The following is a 16,960-nucleotide window of genomic DNA, read 5'->3' on the forward strand; positions in this document are numbered from 1 at the left end:
GCAGCGCCTCCTATATGACTGTTTCTTTGGTGACTCTCTTGTATATTCCGTTCGCGATAAACACTAGCAGGATGCTGACTACGGAATTGAATATACCGATTGCCGTACCGTACGAGTATCGGCTCATTTGAATACCGTACTTAAGCGCATACAGATCGAACACCTCTGAATAATCAGACACAAGAGGGTTGCCAAGCAAGAACTGTTTCTCGAAGCCGATGCTGATTAAGTGGCCAATCGACAAGATGAAGAGGACCATGAAGGTTGTACGAATGCCAGGCAGCGTGATATGCCACATCTTGCGGAATCTGCCTGCGCCGTCAACCGTTGACGCTTCGTAAAGCTCGGGATCGATGCCAGCCATCGCTGCCAGGAAAATAATCGAGTTCCAGCCCATTTCCTTCCATAAATCCGAAACGGTTACAATTCCCCAGAACAAATTGCCTTTAGCCATAAACTGAATCGGCTGGTCGATAATGTTAAGCCACATGAGCAATTGGTTCACCGCTCCGCCGTCTGTCGAAAGCATCTTATACACGAGTCCGGAAACGACAACCCATGAAACAAAGTGAGGCAAATACGAAATCGTTTGAACCGACCGTTTGAAAAACTGGCCTTTCATCTCGTTTAACAATAATGCGAATATAACAGGGACCGTGAAGCCTACAAGGAGTCCCATCGTACTCATGGCCAGCGTATTTCGAAGAACAATATAAAATCTTTCATCCTGGAATAATTCAATAAAATTCGAAAATCCTACCCATTTCTGATCGAAAATAGTATCCTTTGGCTTATAATTTTGAAAAGCGGTAACCCAGCCCCATACAGGCACATAACTGAAAATAAAAATCCATATGACGAATGGAAGTGACATCATGTACAAGTAACGCTGCTGGAATGCTTTGAACCAGAACCGGTTTCTTTTGAGCGTTGGCCCTTCTTCCGGGGTCATCTCTGTTAGCGGTTTCATCTGTGCTCCTCCTAGCTTCTTATGCTTCCTCTTTGCATGTAATCGCTTACTCTCTCGCATTTGTACTTATCATAATCGATAGTGCCCCTTCCATTGCACCCGATAAAGTAAACCTAAAATCATATCAAAACAAACTTTTTCAAACCTTTTCATAACCAGTAGTTACGAGCTGAAAAACGCAAAAAAACACCATCAATCTTCGATTTCATAGAATCGAATTGTTGATGGCGCTTTTTTCCATTAATTGCTTGTATATTTTACCCAGTCATAATACGCATATATCGGATTCGCCCCGTTATAGCTGCCTAACCAAGCATCTACGCCTGTACCGTTCCACAGATTCATCATGATTTTACCTGGCGTCTTCGGAATATTGGAAGTTGCTGTATGCTTCAATACGCCGTCAACGTACCACTTGATGTATCCCGGCTGCCAGTCGAATGCGTAGGTGTGAAATCCTTGAGAAGCATCGAAGCCGAGATCAACAATCTTCTCGTGGCCTCCCACGCCGTTCGTATAGTAGTTGAATTGAACCTTCCTTGTATCTTTTCCTAGGAACTCGATATCGATTTCATCCCATTGTGTTCCGTCACTAGGACCGGTGTAAGTAAAGAAGGAGGAAACGATGCCTACATTTTTGGCCGGTTTCATACTGACCTCGTACTTTCCATAACCGTATTTATTCGTGGATCTATACTCGGCGCAATCAAATTTGTTGTAGGAAGGACTCGTGATTTTCAGCTCCAGTTGTCCAGCGCTTGTAAAGTTCGCGTTCTTCGCCCTCCAGGTACAATTAAACATTGCTCCGTTGGAATACCCATCTGCTTTTTGCCAAGTACTGGTGTTGTGCCAACTCATTGGCTCGTAGAATACCCATGCTGCCGAGGCGGATGCTGCAAGAATCACTGACAGTAACAAGGAAGCGATTACCGAGATCCTGAACTTTTTGGCCATCATAATTCCTCCTAATTATAAGAATGGATTACACTGTAATGCTAACAATTAGAAGGAATGAAAGCGATATCAAAATCACAACTTATGTACTAAAAAATTATCTACTTTTACCTTTCCAAGGTACATGCAGAACAAAGAAAAGAGGCATATCCCGGTTCATTGGGATGCCTCTTAAACTAATCCGGACCAATAAAGTTCTTCACCATATTCTATCGATCTTCCGCCCTAAGATTCAACTCAAACTCCATGTCGCGATCGCAGATCAGTACCCCGTCCACTACCTCCAGCTTGGCCGCCTGAATGGAGGAGCGGCGCCATTCATAATGGTTCGACTCCTCATGATGCCCATTCACGCGGCCGGGATGTGTAAAATAAAAGATATACCCCTCATCTCCTTGCACGACCACATCCGCGTGAAGGCCGATCGTCCCGTCATCCTCGCGTCTGCCAGGCTGGTCGAGAATGAGGCCGTTCCGCTCCCATGCCGTAAGATCATCGGAACGGAACACGCCTTGTCCTCTCCACTCGTCTACGATCATCCAATAATAGCCGCCCAGGCGGAAAACATTCGGTCCTTCGTGTCCTCTTTCGGTAATCACCGGACCAATCGGCTGCCACTCATACAGATCCTTGCTCTCGGCAGCATAGGTATGATTCCGCTGCTTAAACCACATTCGGAACATCCCGTTCGGCAGCTGGTACACGCAAGCATCGATTACGTTCTCCTCGCTGATCCCAAGCGTGGACTGGAACGCCCAACGAATCAGGTCGGGGCTTGTATAATGCCGGATACGAGCCTTGCCCGTCCAATCCACAGGCACGCCATGGACGTACGTAACATACATGTGGTACAGCCCATCATGCCAAATGATTTCCGGCGCCCAGAACGTATTTCTGCCCCATTCCGTTTCGAGCCCCTGCAGGGTTCCACGGTATAACCAAGTAGATCCGCCATCCGATGAAGAAGCAACACCGAGATCGGTGCCATGCACCCATCCGAATTTCGGCCCATCCTGCGTCGCGCGGCGGTTCGTATAGATCATCCACCATTCCTTGGCCTGCCGATTCCATACGACTACGGGATCCGCCGCTCCGTCATAGATGGGATCTCTAAACAATGGCGATTTCATTCCTTATCCACTCCTAGCACCTCATAACTGAAATAGTCGACATCGATATAACCCTGCTCGCTCTCGCTGTTAAAGCTGTATACCCCAATCCGGTCTCCCCTGTAATGGCCCCAACTCAGCTGATAGGCGTCTCCCAAGCTCTCAAACTGCGCCCCGTCCGCGCTGTATTCGAACCGGCTGATTCCGTCTATGTTCCACACCGATCTTAACCAAAGGTCGGTGCCTGTTAGTTTCGGGCCCCATACGACCGTTCCCGAGCTATTGAACTTCAGGACCCTTGTCCCGTTCAGCTGTTGAACGCCAACCGTGCAATAGGTTTTCGCGAAGTGGCAAAGGCCCGCTTCTTGTCCATCCGCCATGCCGCCGATCTCTAGCTTTACCGTTGCTTCGTTGTGAACGGTTCTGAACGTTCTTTGCGAAAGGACGTTGCATACGGTGAAAAAATTGTCCTTGTCGATTGGTTGGCACGCATACAGACGCAAATAGCCGGGCCGTTCCGTTAACGACCACTTATCGGCTCTTGGCTGATGGTTCCATTCCCAATAAGGCGCAAGATCGGCTCTGTCAAAATCATCGGATGTGGAAAGCACCGTTGCGGGATGCCCGTTAATCGGCTTCCTGCCTCCCCATACCATCTCCCCGACACCGTCCCCGTCCGTATCTTCTCCGATAATCGGCCATCCGTCCACCCATGTTACGGGCAGCAAATGCAGCGGCCTGCCCTCGTGCGCGCCCGTTCCTTGATGGCTAATGAAGTACCAATCCCCGGAAACCGTCTGGACAAGTCCGCCTTGATTCGGCTCCCGGTCTATTTCCTTGCCGTGGGTATGGATAATTTCCTTCTCCTCATAAGGACCATAAATATGCTCTGCCCTTAACATCATGACATCCCGGGCTTCAACGCCTTCCCGAGCGCGCACCTCGCTGTGGAAGAAATAATAGGTTCCGTTTATTTTGTAGAGCTTATTGGCTTCGCTCCCTTTGTATTGATGAATAATTCTATCGCTGTCATGCAGCAGCTCCTTGCCGTCTTCGCTAAGCTTAATCAAATGAATATAGTAGTTATCGGCGAAATGGGTGGCAACCAGGTAGCCTTGCCCGTCATCGTCCCAGAAGGGACAGCAGTCGTCCCATCCGGCCACCTCCCAAACCCGATGAAGCGGCTCCCAAGGGCCCGCCGGATCGGTTGCCGTGCTCATAAACAAGCCTTCGTCGGGCGTGAAGAAATACACCCAATATTTATCGTTGTGGAACCGAATGGCGCCGGCCCAAACGCCTCTGCCGTAACGATTCATGCGATCGTAATTGTATTCCGGGCCGATGCTTGTCAAATCTTGAACGACATGTCCGATCATGCTCCAATTCACGAGATCTTTGGAATGCAGCACCGCCATCCCGGGAGAGCAATGCAAGGTAGAGGAGACGGCGTAATAATCATCCCCGACCCGAATGGCGTCCGGATCGCTATAATCGCCGGGCAAGATAGGATTGACATAGGTGCCGTCTCCTTGATCTCCCCAAGCTCCCTTCTTCGATAACAAATGGTAATGATCATTCATAACCGCTTCATCCTTCCCAGGTACAATTGAATCCCACAGATACGATAAACGACTTTCCCTTTTCGACTTTAATACCAAGTTTTGGAGTGTTCAAGTTCAAAATATCACAGAAAAGGTTTCTGATGCTTTTTGAACCCGGAGAGCAATACAAGGAAAAGGGTCTTCGTAATTGAAAAAGCCTGTAGACTCTGCTGCTCCTTATGGAGCAGGGCCTACAGGCTTTTTTCTCCGTTATGAAGGCACTCAGCAACGTACTTCAATTACTTTCCTGTCCAGTTTATAACTCCATACCTTCGCTTCATACACGAAAGAACGGCCGCATCAATTTCCTGCAAGGGCAGCAATCTGGCCGGCAGAAAGGGCTTGGTTATATACCCGGAAGTCATCCACCCGCCCGTCGAGGTAAGGGTCGTTCGTGTATTGGGAGCGTCCGATCCAGTTTTGGGCGGTGGCTCCCAGATCGGACGGCTTAAGGGTCATCGCGGTATTTTGCCCGACTTGAACGCCGTCCACGTAGAGGGTACCCGTTGATCCATTTAAGGCGACGGCCGCATGATGCCAGCCTCCCGTAGGCAGCGCCGACTGTCCGTCAATGATTTGTTCGCTCGAACCGTTCTTCTTGATCGCGAAGCGGATTTTACCGTTTGCTCCATTCTTCGGCGTGAGGAACATATTGGTCGCGGTTCCGGACCCGAAATCGAAAATGCGCGACCAATTGTTAACGCTATCCAGATTTACCCAGGCCGCTATAGTGATTGCGTCTGCACCGGAGACAACAGCGGAAGGAAGAGCAATACAACCGTTTGATCCGTTTAGCTCCGCTGCATTGCCAGCTTTGCCTGTCGTCCAGGCTGCGCCGCCATTCATCGTTCCATGTTTGAAATCTCCTGAAGCGTCTGCCGCTGTATTCCCGCTGGATTGATCGAATTTATACCACGCGATCATGCCGGGTGCGGCAAGCGCAGCGATCTCATCGGCAGGAAGCGCTTGGTCATAAATACGGAAGTCATCCACCCGTCCGTCAAGATAGGGATCCGGGTACTGGGAGCGGCCGATCCAATTCTGAGTGGTAGCGCCCAAGTCAGACGGTTTAAGGGTCATCGACGTATTGGTTCCCACTTGGGAGCCGTCCACATAGAGAATGCCGGTCGAACCGTTTAACGTGACGGCCACATGATGCCAGCTTCCCGTCGGCAGCGCCGACCCTCCTTCAATGATTTGCTCGCTCGAATTATTATTTTTGATCGCAAACCGAATTTTCCCGTTGGCTCCGTTTTTCGGCGTGAGGAACATGCTGGTCGAAGATCCGGAACCGAAATCGAATATGCGCGTCCAGTTGCTCGCCGTGTCCAGATTCACCCATGCGGCAACGGTAAGCGTGTCGGTCTCGGAGACAATACCGCCGGGAAGCGCAATATAGCCGTTCGGTCCGGCCAGATCCGCAGCGCCTCCGATTTTACCCGTCGTCCAGGCTGTACCGCCATTCATCGTCCCATGCTTCCCGCTTCCGGATGCATCTGCGGCTGAAACTCCGCTTGTTTCATCAAGCTTATACCAGGTTAGGAGGCCTGCGACAGGCATGCCATCGGTTGTTGCGGAGGCAATGGCCGACATGTCCGATTCTCCTATTGCATTCACTGCCGTTACCTTGAAATGATAGGCCGTTATCGGCTTCAATCCCAGGCTGGTATACGTTGTTCCAGTAATCACTTGACTATTCGCCCTGGTATAGACGGCATTCTCCGCCAAAGAATCAGAGATGTACACGTTGTAACCCGCTGCTCCCGTTACGGCCGGCCAGCTTATGTTAATCGATCTATGGTCTGCAGTCGCAGCCGTCACATCTGTCGGTGCTGCCGTTACGGTTCCCAAAGTTTGTCCGTTCATCACGCTCGTCACTTCCGATGAACTTATCGCGCGGTTATAGATTCTGAAATCATCCACTCGTCCATCGAGATACGGGTCGGCGTATTGGGAGCGTCCGATCCAGTTCTGCGCCGTAGCGCCCAGATCGGACGGTTTGATGGTCATGGACGCATGGCTTCCCGCTTGAACGCCGTCAACATAGAGCGTGCCGGTCGAGCCGTTTAACGTGACGGCCACATGATGCCAGCCTCCCGTAGGCAGCGCCGACTGCCCTTCAATGATTTGCTCGCTCGAATTATTGTTTTTGATCGCAAATCGGATTTTGCTGTTGGCCCCGTTTTTCGGCGAAAGATACATGTAAGTGGAAGTTCCCGAACCAAAATCGAAAATGCGTGTCCAGTTGCTCGCCGTATCCAAATTGACCCAAGCCGCGACGGTGATCGTGTCGGCATCGGAGACTATACCGCCGGGAAGCGCGATATAGCCGTTGGTTCCCGCTAGATCCGCAGCGTTGCCGAATTTGCCTGCCGTCCAGGCCGTACCGCCATTCATCGTCCCGTGATTGCCATATCCAGATGCGTCTGCGGCTGAAGCTCCGCTCGTTGCGTCCAATTTGTACCAGGCTTTTAACGCGGCGTCGGCGATGACTTGTACGATTGCCTGATAAGCTTGACCGTTATAGGTCGCGGTAATCGTAGCCGTACCCACGCTTATTCCTGTCACCAAGCCTGCCGAATTGACGGTTGCCACAGCCGGATCGGATGAAGTAAAGCTCGCTTGGCTGTTAAGAACTTGAATGCTTCGGTCCGGATGAATGACCCTTAATACGGATTGATGCTTATGATGGACATGTAGAGAATAACGGCTTACATCGAAATCCGGAATGCCGTCTCCCCCCGTTGTGGCCGATACAACGGCAAAACTTGATGCCCCGGATACGCGGACCTTATAATAGTAAATCGTATTGGGGGTCAAGCTTGTATCGCTATAAGACGTTGTTGGAATTGGCGCGCTGTTAATCTGGGTATACGTTCCGTTTTCTTCCGTGGATCTGTAGATGTTGTAACCGAGCGCGTCCGGTACAGCCGTCCATCTTAATTTGATCGAATCCGAACCTGTACTCGTTGCCGTCAATCCCGTGATAGGACCCAGAATGATCCGATTGCTCACCCCATCAGCCTTGGCTGCATCGGGCGTATACAGCAACGAAGCCAGCGGATAATCCTTTCCCGCCACCTCCGGCATTCTGGTTTCATAGGCATAGGCTAGGTATTTGAATTTTTCCTGAGTCATGTCCTGCCCTTCGATATATTTATAATAGTTGTATAGAACGCTGTTGAACCCATCGATTCTGCCTCTTAGATCCGGATTGATCTTGTCAAAAATTTGCCCGGCATAGCTTTGGTTGGCGACTGCGGGCGTCCATGGCACATCATATCCCAAATGATATTTCAGAGCATAGGTCGTCCCTGCCAATAGTCGATCATCGAGAAAGTTGAATGGATTCACTGCATTAGCGGCCGTGGATATGGTTCCGTCTACCGGGTCAACCTTCGTCCCCTGTGCGTAGATGGTCTGCGCCAATGTAGATAATCCGGCGATATTGGCGTAAGCATGTCCCACATCGCGGCCCATTTCCATTAACTGCACATGATAATCCGACGGGTCGAGCGGTTCTCCCGTCATTTCATTCGTCGTCATCCAGCGCATTTCATGCTTGATTGAGCCGTTTCTTCCTCCATCATCACCTGCGGCGTTAACCATTGCTGCCTCTACGGCCTCCGCATACAGCGCCAGGTCATTGGTAAAGATCGCCCGCGCCATTGTCCCCATGACCGTAAACTGATGCTGGTTCATGAAGAAAGAATGCGGGTTATAGGTGACCGAGCAAAGCTCCATCATGTTTGTAAAATTCTGAGTATCGGTTGCCGTCCATTTCAGACTAGCCGTCTGGGTGTTGGAATAGCGCATAATCTCGGCAGCCGCCGCAAGCAAATATGTCATCGTCGCAAATCGGAAGCTCGTATGAGGAGCAACGGACTGGATGCCGGAATATGCCCTAATGATAGACATCGCGCTGGAACGGTACGTCTCGTCGCCGGTAATATACCACATAATCGCTTGTTTAAAAGCGACCAAAGCATCCGTATTCGCGCGCGTTCCCACATAATCGCTTGGATTCGCCCAATATTTTCCGTTCGCATCGGTAAAGGCCCATGGTCCGCGGATATTAACGAACAGATCATTCCCGGCTTCGTATAGGATTCTTGGATTCGGTTTGGACTGCGGGTCGGCGGCAAACGCCTCAAACGCCGTATTCCACGGTTCGTCCCCTGCTCTAACATGGTCGCGCATATTGTCCAGATCGGCGAGCGACATAGCAATGCCCGGGTGATGGATCGTCGCCGACACTGTGTTCCCGTTTGCATCCGTATAGGAAGCATTCGTATCAGCGCTTACCGCCTGCGGCTTGTAAGAAGTAATCAGCGGAGAAACAGCCGCTTCCGCTGTTTCCTTCCCTCCAAAGCCTGTAAAGGTGATAGCTAAAGTAAAACAAAGAATATAGATACAAAAACGTTGACAGCGCTTTCTTATTGGTTTAAATTCCATTCTTATCCCTCCTTTTTATTCTTGCTCATCGTTGCTGCTGCAGCTTGTCGGCGTTAATCCCCACTCTTTCTCTTTTAGATTCCAAAAAGTGAAGCCCCCAATTCACAACGAAGATACAATTGGGGGCTTCATGATTTATGGCAGGTTAACTCGTTTATGAAGCCTCTTGCTCCTTGACGGTAATCGTAATCGTCTCGCTGGACGTCTCTCCCGCCGCATTGACCAATACGGCGCGGTATTCGTATATGCCCGGAGCTTTGCCGGAGATGCCCGTTGTCGCCTTCTGGGCGCCCGGGGTCGCTGCGGTCAGCGTCTGCGAGTCGATCAACTCCCCATTCTCGTACAGACGGTATTCGGAACCGTTCGTTCCCCACCACATATTCATCGTAACCTTGTAATTCCCGTCGCCGTCCCAGTTGTCATGGGACACTGCCGGTTTGCCCGGCGCGGCATCGGTGACGGTGACGACAAGCGGATCGCATGCAGTCGTGCCGAAGGCATTTGTCAGCTCGCAGGTGTACGTATACGTTCCGTTCGCCTTGCCCGAAATATCGGTCCTCACGGTTTGCGCGCTCGGCGAGTCGTCCGTCAGCAGCTGCGTATCCATCAGCACGCCGTTCTCGTACAGCTTGAACGCGGTGCCGTTGTTCCCCCACCACAGGTTCATCGTGACGGTATAGCTGCCGTCCTTCAGCCCATCGTGACCGTTGTTGTCGGAGAGGACAGGTTTCCCCGGCACCCCTCCCGCAAGCGGCGTCTCATCGTGCAGCCACTGCGCCCAGCGGACCAGCGCGGCCGCCTGCTCTTGCGTCAGCTTCTTCCCGCTCTGAGCATTCGCTTCATGAATAAATGCCTGAAGCTGGCTACGAGCTTCTTGACCTTTGCCTTCGGCAGCCTTCGCTTGTGCGCTCGCTAACTTCTGCTGAAGGGATGTCGCAATGCCTTGCCATCCTGGAGCTCCGGTTTCTGCCGCGAAGGTACCGGTCAGCGCGGACAGACTGTCGAACGTCGCGACCACGCTATACATATGCTCCGCAGATCCGCGGTGACCGGCGGCATCCACCGCATCCGCCGTTACGGTATGAACGCCCGGCTCAAGCGTATACGCCTTGACCTCTACAAGCGGCGCTTCGCACGACGTAGACGTGACGCCGGATACGGCGTCGACCGCGCTGCACGAGATGCTGATCGTCTGATCAATGGTATACGACGCTTCGCCGGCAATCGTGACTTGAGGCGCAGTCAGATCGATCTTCGCATCCACCGATTTCGGATGAGCCGCATCGGTTCCCGTTGCCGGACGATACAGCATTTGGTGTATGCCTTCCTGGCTCAGAGTAACAGGCGCGTCATAGGCGAACCAGCTGGCACCGCCATCCATACTGTACTGCACATTCCCGTGAGCCGACAATGTCACCGTTACCGGCGCCGTGTACCACCCGTTCAGGCCGTTCGGTTCGGAAGGGTCGAGCGACGCTGTAATTTTGATCACGAGCGACTCCAGCGATTGCAGCAGGCTTGCCGCCGCCGCATCGATCTCCTCTTGGGTTGCATCGGCATTATCGAATACCTGATTCGCTTCCGAAGCTGCCGTCTGAAGAGCCGCTACGCTTTCTTCCGTATAATGTTCGGCTTGAATGGCAGCCGCTTCATCCAGAAGAACCGATAGCAAGCTGTTATCGATCCATTGCGCCGTATTGTTGTATAAGGCCTGGATTTCCTCCGCGCTTAAGGCCGAATTGTAAATGCGGAACTCGTCGACCATGCCGTTGAACAACGGATCGTTGAACTGGCTCTTGCCGATGTAGTTCACGCCCGGCTTGAAATCGCTCGGCTTGATGGTGACATTGGTGTTCGTAGCCTTTAGTTCGCCGTTCACATACAGCTTCGCCGTTCTGTCCCCAAGCGTAACCGCCACATGCACCCACTCATTCATCGGCATCACAGTCGTCTGCACGATCTGCTCGCCGCCGCCGTTCTTGATCGCAAACCGCAGCGTATTGTTGCCTGATTTCGGCGTAAGGAACATAAACTGATTCGTATTGTTGCCGAAGTCGAATATTCTTTGCCAGTTGCCGCCGCCTCTCCAGTTAACCCAGGTTGCTACAGTAATGGAATCGTAACCGGAAAGGGCATGTTCTGACGGCAATGTCATGTAGCTGTCCGTACCATTCATATAGACCGCTTGATCCATCTTGCCCTCAGAGTAACCAGCGTTTCCATAGACCGTTCCGTCATGCTTACCAAATGTATTCTCTACGTTGCCCTCGAATGAATACAGCGACAACGGCACTTCTTCAAGCGAAGCTTCCGCCTGCTCAAGCTCGACAGCCAGCTGCGCCTTATCGGCTTCCGGCTTCGCCATTTCCGCTTCAATCCGCGCCGCTTCCTTCAGGTACAGATAGTGGCTGCCCCGCGTATAGCCTTTAGACGGAATTATATTCAGCTTAACCTTGAATTCTACGGTTTGGCTGGTATCGAAGCTTCCGTTAGCAACCTTAAAAGTTACGGGATGGCTGCCATAATCAGCCTGTCCCGGCGTCCAGGAGAGCACGCCGGCCGCTGCGTCGAAGGATGCGCCCGCTGGCAGATTCTCAGCCTGGTAAGTCAGTTCCGCCCCCGAAGGATCGGTTGCCGGCAACTGATAGGTAAGCCGTTCCTTCGCTATCACTTCCACAATCGGCTCAGCCGTGATTACAGGCAATCCTTTCACCGTAATCTTAATGGTTCTGGAGGAGGACAACGCTCCGGATTTGACGGTAATGGTTATCGGATGCACGCCTCCCTGTTCTTTGGCCGGCGTCCAGTCGAATGTGCGCGTCTCCGCGTTAAAAGAAGCTCCTGCAGGCAGATTGACTGCATCGAACTGGACTCCGTTCATGCCGTTCATTTCTTCAACTGTAAATGTCAGCTGCTGCTCGGCAATGACGAGTTTGTCGCCGATCGGAGCAAGCACCGGCAGCCCTTCGATAAACTTCAGCCCTTCGAGCGCTTCCAGCAGGCTTGCCGCGGCCGCATCGATCTCCTCCTGAGCCGCATCGGCATTGCCTGCCGCCGACTCGGCATTCGTATGCGCCGCTTGGAAAGCTTCAAAGCTTTCGGTTGTGTAATATTCGGCTACAACTTCAGCCGCATCATCCAACAATTGCTCGAGGAGCGTTTTGTCAACCGGGATTTCAAGAAACTCGATTTCTTCAAAGTTTACGAAACCGTTATGATCGTCATAGATGCGGATATAACGATATGGCGTCTTTTCCGGATTAAGGCCGGAATACCACTCATAAATCGACGCATTCGGAATCTTATACAGATCCGTCCAATTCTCGCCGTCATTCGATCCCTTAAAGACGGTCCCGTTGACACGGCCTACATGCGTTCTCCTTGGCAGGTAGCGGAACGTATCCACCACTTTTTCGTTCCCTGCGCCAAAGTCTACGTCAACCCAGCTCACGGCTGACCTGTTGTGGGCAATCGTGTCGGGATTTCCATCAAATAAATACCACGCGTTCTGTTCCTCGGAGATTTTATCATTCTGCCAGAACTTCTCGGAGGCTCTGGCCATCGATGGATCCATCTGAATTTTCGTCAGCAGCGTCCGTACCGAAACGAGCAGCTCCTTCGCTTCGTAGATTTCGTCAATCAGCTTCGCCTCGTCAAATTCAGGCTTCATCATCTCCGCTTTAATACGATCCAATTCTTTATGGTACAGGTAGAAGCTCGCCTTCGTATAGTCGTTGGCCGGCAAGCTCATCGCATCCTCCATCACCGTCGTAATGGAATCCGCATCAGCGGAAGCCGTTGCCGAGAACGGCTGCGGGGAGCCGTCGTCATGAACGGGCAGCACCTTGTAATACACGCTCCCATACCGCAGGGTGTCCCGGAATGGCATTGCTCTTGCACTCGTGAGGACCTCCTCCCAAGGGGAGACGTCTTCCAGTTCGGTCGTACCAGGCTTGAATACCGGATCGGTCAAACTCGCCTCGTCATCGTAAGTGCGGTATACGTTGAACCAGGAAGCTTGCTTGGGTTTATTCCAATGCAAAGTGATTTGATCTTTTTCCTTCTCCACAAACGGCATCAGACTCTCTCTCGGCATAGCCGATACGGTTACTTCGCTGAATGCCGCCTCTTGAGTCGAAACGAGTCCTGTATAATAGGCATATGGAAATAAACTTTCTGATTTCGCGACGTATTTCCAATCGACTCCATCTTTCGATACAAAAGCATGGGCGATCTGTGAGTTATGATGCCACGACAGCTTGATATAAGGAAAGTCATTGACATGATACCCTTTAAGTCCATGATTGAACGGACTTACAGGTTTACCGCCATTCCATACCACGAAGGATACTCGATTACGATCCTGCAATACCAGGTTCCCTTGGTCATCCGCGCCAAAATACAGATAACGGGAATTTTCAGAAAGCTCTTCCCTTAGCATAATACCGCTCAGAGCGCCGCTATTCTGATCGATCCTGGCACTGATCGAGCTGTTTCCAATGGCTGTCTGATGGACATAGTGGAAGGAATCCTTAATATCTCTTTTATAGATATTAAAATCGTCCCCTACGTCCAGGCCTTTTCCATCCACATTCTGAATGGTAATCCCATCGCCGTTAACCGTTGCGCTGCCTTGGGTGGTGCCTATTAAATCCTGCTGCCAGGGGGAAGCAAGATTTTGGGATCCTGCATCGCTCAGATCAGCTTTTGCGCGCCATGACTCCCAGCCTGATCCATGTTCATTCACGGCTGCCACTTTATAGTAATATTCTTTCCCGCCCACCACATCGGTATCTTTATAGTGATTGCCCGTTAACCCTTCTGCAATCACGGCATACGGACCATGTTCCGTTTCAGAACGTTTGATGGTATACGTTTTTCCTCCGGCAGTCGTTTTCCATATAACATCTACGCTACCATTTCCTTCAACCGCTTTGACAAAATCAACATGATTTGGTTTTGGAGCCGGATCAAATTTGTTTGATAATTTTAGAATCATTCCTCTTTCAGGTTCAATGTTTACTTTGCCATTGACTACCGGAATAGTTGTTTTAGATACAAAATCGAAGATCTCATTTCCTGTATAATCGGAAGGCAACTCCACCTCAAAGGAACGTTCATTTCCGTATTCAGCACGAGTGGTATTCGTGAGGATGAAATACTCCCCATATCTTGCAGCCATTAAATCCGTCAAAGTTGAATAAGGATGATCGACTTCAAAATTGTCCCGGACTACTGTACCAACCCCTGGCTGATACGCAATGGGCAATATTTCACCTGCCAGGGCTTGAGGCGCGAACCCTTTGACTGGCGGTTCTCCTCGCTGGAAATAGACATCCATATCATGCGATCTGATGTAGTAATCTTCATATTGCAATTGATTATTGTGAGCGATCTGCACCAGCCGCACATACTCAGGTGTGACAATATGAAGATTTCCAGTTCCCGGAAATGCCGCGTTATTCTTCGATAGCGACCCGAACATTCTAAAGTCCCCATCTCGCATGGAGATGAAATTATTATCTACATCGATCCATGCAAACTGTTCATAGTCCTCCGGATTGACATCTAATGCGGCAATCTCTTGTTCTGTATAATAATCGAAATCGGTCTGAGGAAGGACAACCCCGGCCTTGACATCATTAAACCTTGCATAGTCCTTCCGGGTATTGAATATATACTCATAGGTTTCACGCAGATGGAAATCCCTCGAATTCAAATCGCCCAATAAGCGATTATCCATCTTCATCTGCTGTACAGCCCCTACCGTATATCTGGCATAGTCCCAATACTTCTCCCATTCCGGACCGCTATAACGTTCCTCATGATCCGCCATATGTTTTTCCAAATAAGCATAGGACGTGCCATATCCGAGCATTCTGGGGCCATACGCAGTAGTTCTGGAAGGCATACCCCCATTCCGCGCATCTAAAGGGGCATTCATCGCGAAGAGTCTTTTGCCCTCTTCATCCAGGTCTTGGATTCGAGTCCATAAACGACCATAAAAGCTGTTAAGCGCTTGTTTCAGAAGCTCATCATTGAGTTCTTCATCCCCAGGCTGATCCAAGGTTCGATAGAAGTATTCCAATATATAATTGGTTACTTCCCCATAGATCCCCACATAATGATTTTCTCTTCCCAATCCGCCTTTGGTTAGATTTGTATGATGCTCTCCATAAGGCTTGCGTCGAACGACGTGGCCTTCTTCATCCAATTTGCTTTTTGCAAGCCCTTTGCCGACGATATGTACATAATCATCGGTAAAGACAGCTGAACCATCATGAGCAAACAAACTATGATAGAGATCCAACTCTTCCCCATTAGGACCTACCAGTACTTCTTCTCCTAACCAGGGTCTTATTCCAAATATTTCATATAAAATTTGATGACTGCGCTCTTTCCCTTCATAGAATTCCGACCCTACCATCCTGAGCCCTTCATGAGCTTTCCATGCGCCTTCGTACGTATAGAACACCTGATTCGTAATATACGATTGTCTGGAACGGGCGAAATCAAAATTCGCTTTCAACACCCGTTCCCAAGCCATTCTTCGGGTTAATGGTTCACCGTTCCACCCTGCGCTGGCAAGGGAAAATTCTCCTTCAACCGTTCCTGTAGCAAAAGGTTGATCCAGAAAGGCATTGTAGGCTTCTTCCCCTAACACTTCTTCGTCAAAGATCAGGTTTTCCGCCAGATACAAAGCCTCTCCCAGTTCGCCGTAAAAGCCGCCCCAATCCCCTTGGTGTCCTCCGCGAAGCACCAGTCTTGTATTTCCATAATAGTTTTTCGTATGAACGTCAATGGCTTGAAACATGCGCATTAACGCTTCGCGTTTCGTTTCCGGGGTTTTCATTGGAGATATGTCGTCTTTCAAGACCAAGGCATAATACCGAAGAGCATTTGTGTATTTCGCGATATTTAACGTGTTGTTCGGATTATTGCCGAGATGGTTATAATGATTCATAAAGGTGGTAATAGGTTCTTGTTCCAACTGTTCAATTCTTGCTTCAATTTCCTCGAAGGTATCACCGGATTTCAGTACGGTCCCCGGTCCCTGACCTTCTTTAAATTTATAGCCTTGCACTTCATCCTCTACATCAATATAAGCCTGGGTATGGGTATAACCGGTATAGTACCCTCTTGAGGGTTGTTCGACCTTCCCCCAAGGAATCGTTGTATTGATTGTGATTTCTACGATTTCCTTCCCTCTCGTTGACTCCAGAGGTAGAACAATGGTGCTGTATATGAATTGATTCGGCGCTCGTTCGCCGCCTAACAGAGGTGAATAATCTCCCCCTTTGAAATACCCAATCTGTTCGCCATTGATCACAATTTGCGCTCGAGAAGACATCGTCTCATCTCCAGCAAATTTAACCGTAAAGTAATTTTGCAAATATGGATCCACCTTCATCGAGAAGGTTAAAAACCCTCCCGTATCCGAAGCAGGAACACGCGGCTCAGATACCCTGGCATTTTCCCCCTTGAAACCGGTAATAACACTGGTAAACTCCCCTCTGAAATTGTGAGCGTTTTCAGAATTAGGATCGCCGAAGTCGATCTTATCCAGAATCCCGTTAGCAAGTTCAGTCTGAGCAGGTTCAGTCTGCGAATCTTCATTAGCCGCGAAGACACGATTATTCGGCGCGGGGACAAGCAATTGCAACAGCATGACTGCCGCCAGACAGACGGCCAGGGCGCGCGCAGCCCAGGTCGCTTTCTTGTTTTGCAAAATCATAAGTGATGTCCTCTCCTTACATCATTTTTTTGCTTGCTGCTTCTTTCGCCAACCCCAAGCTTGCTTCGTATGCTCTCGTTTTCTCTCACCTCCCTTAGGGATGAAGTACATTAGGAGCACCTAAAGATTTGATTTA

General features: G+C 50.2%; 5 protein-coding genes and 2 pseudogenes. All 7 read right to left on the bottom strand.

Translation table 11 applies throughout. The annotated features are described in order from the left end of the window. Positions 1-10 precede the first annotated feature (10 nt). Positions 11-970: an ABC transporter permease gene (locus D3P08_RS05985; protein WP_119598511.1), complete on the bottom strand. Its 960-nt coding sequence runs from the start codon at positions 968-970 to the stop codon at positions 11-13. Between the two features lie 240 nt (positions 971-1,210). Next, the gene (bglS, locus tag D3P08_RS05990) at positions 1,211-1,924 is read right to left on the bottom strand and encodes a beta-glucanase (RefSeq protein ID WP_119598512.1); all 714 of its coding nucleotides are present in this window, start codon (positions 1,922-1,924) and stop codon (positions 1,211-1,213) included. Between the two features lie 209 nt (positions 1,925-2,133). Then, on the bottom strand, positions 2,134-3,054 hold the full coding sequence (locus tag D3P08_RS05995; protein WP_119598513.1) for a glycoside hydrolase family protein: 921 nt from the start codon (positions 3,052-3,054) through the stop codon (positions 2,134-2,136). Beyond that, positions 3,051-4,613 carry a glycoside hydrolase family 43 protein gene (locus D3P08_RS06000; RefSeq protein WP_119598514.1) on the bottom strand — a complete coding sequence of 521 codons (1,563 nt, stop codon included), beginning with the start codon at positions 4,611-4,613 and terminating at the stop codon, positions 3,051-3,053. Before D3P08_RS06000 ends, D3P08_RS05995 begins: the two co-directional genes overlap by 4 nt. 321 nt (positions 4,614-4,934) lie before the next feature. Beyond that, on the bottom strand, positions 4,935-9,089 hold the full coding sequence (locus tag D3P08_RS06005) for a LamG-like jellyroll fold domain-containing protein (protein WP_119598515.1): 4,155 nt from the start codon (positions 9,087-9,089) through the stop codon (positions 4,935-4,937). Positions 9,090-9,243: 154 nt separating this feature from the next. Beyond that, positions 9,244-9,843: pseudogene (locus tag D3P08_RS28125) on the bottom strand (chitinase N-terminal domain-containing protein); the annotation flags it as partial. A 969-nt stretch (positions 9,844-10,812) separates the two neighbouring features. Further along, positions 10,813-16,824: pseudogene (locus D3P08_RS06010) on the bottom strand (LamG-like jellyroll fold domain-containing protein); the annotation flags it as partial. Positions 16,825-16,960: the final 136 nt, after the last annotated feature.

Origin of the sequence: Paenibacillus nanensis (assembly GCF_003583765.1) — a bacterium.
Taxonomy (GTDB): domain Bacteria; phylum Bacillota; class Bacilli; order Paenibacillales; family Paenibacillaceae; genus Pristimantibacillus; species Pristimantibacillus nanensis.